Origin of the sequence: Okeania sp. SIO2F4 (assembly GCF_010672385.1) — a bacterium.
Taxonomy (GTDB): domain Bacteria; phylum Cyanobacteriota; class Cyanobacteriia; order Cyanobacteriales; family Microcoleaceae; genus Trichodesmium.
Genome location: NZ_JAAHGT010001422.1, coordinates 1 through 1,341, shown reverse-complemented (window position 1 = coordinate 1,341; position 1,341 = coordinate 1). Strand labels below are relative to the sequence as shown.

Below are 1,341 nucleotides of genomic sequence, written 5' to 3'. Positions count from 1 at the left end.
GGTAGGAATAATCAGTAGAGCTAACATTAGTATTCCTGCTAGTAAACTGGTTCCTGGTGGATGGAGGCGATTAATCAGTGGCACTAACACGACCAATCCCCAGAGTCCATAAATTACTCCTGGAAATCCGGCCATTAACTCTAGTAAGCGACGGTAGAAACTAGCTAGGAAAGGAGGAGCGTAATAGTGGCAGAACAAAGCCGACAAAATTCCAACGGGAGCAGCTAGCACAACTGCTCCTGTTACCACCAATAGGGTGCCGACCAACATAGGGGTGAGGTTATAGAATCCTTGAATGGGACTCCAGGTAGAATCGGTAAAAAAGGCTAATATCCCGACTTCATCAAAAATTGGTAAGGATTCAACGATCAAGAAGGCTGTAATAATTACAACGAGTATACCTACCACAGAGGCAATTCCTTGTAAAGTTAATGCTAGAATCCGATCAATTTTCCGGGGGCACAAATTTTTGTAGCCGAATGATATCATAATTTTCTTCACCCTGAACAAATGTGATGAACTGCTTTGCTAATCCAGTGGGGTTTCCTTTAGTCACTAGAGTTAATTGCCGAAGCAGGGGAAAACGGCCATTTGCGACTGCTTCACTGGTTGCTGCAACGCCGTCCAGTGCCAAAAGCTTGATGGATACACCCTCTTGCATACTATATTCCGCAGCACCAATGGAGACATAACCAATAGCATTAGGATTACCTGCAACAGTTTTTATCCCCTGTTGATTATCTCCTATTATCACATCTGCTTTCACTTGTGAGTTATTTAGTCCAAAGTATTCCAGAAATTTCTTTAGTGTTGAGTGTCCTTCTGCTCTGTGAACAAAAGCGATCGGGGCATCAATTTCATTTAAGCTTTTCCAATTTTTGATTTTACCAGTGCTAATGGCTTTGACCTGTTTGCTAGTAATTTCTGTTAAGGGGTTATCAGCATGAATAATGATGCTAATTCCATCCCTTCCCAGGACAAAAACTTCCATCCCAACGGCTTCCTCTTCTGTCAGAGTCCGAGAAACCATACCAATATCAGAAAGTCCTTGTTGCACATCTGCTAGACCACGAGAGGAGCCACCTGTTTGTACATCTATACGAATTCCTGGATTTTGCTCTTCAAATCTTTTACCCAAAGCTGAAACTAAGGGAGCAACAGTGCTTGCTCCTGTTAAAGTTAGCTTTTGTTGACCTGATTTTCCATCAGGAGATGGAGTACAACTCTGCAAATATAAGCATAGAAGCAGAATGAATGAACCTAGTCTAAGTTTCATGAATTCGCGGCTCTTTCGTACCCACAGGAAATCCGGAACCGTCTGGTCGTTCATGGACTTGGTAA

2 protein-coding genes are annotated in these 1,341 nt (G+C 42.7%); both read right to left on the bottom strand.

Annotated elements, in window-relative coordinates:
• On the bottom strand, positions 1–408 hold a 408-nt coding region (locus F6K22_RS40935; protein ID WP_375340245.1), incomplete at its 3' end, for a PstC family ABC transporter permease.
• A 37-nt stretch (positions 409–445) separates the two neighbouring features.
• Positions 446–1,276, bottom strand: coding sequence for a phosphate ABC transporter substrate-binding protein (locus F6K22_RS40930; RefSeq protein WP_293110901.1), 831 nt, complete (start codon positions 1,274–1,276; stop codon positions 446–448).
• Between the last annotated feature and the right edge of the window lie 65 nt (positions 1,277–1,341).

Coding starts and splice junctions, on each gene's coding strand:
- F6K22_RS40930 (WP_293110901.1), bottom strand. CDS start 1,276: ATGAAACTTAGACTAGGTTCATTCATTCTGCTTCTATGCTTATATTTG.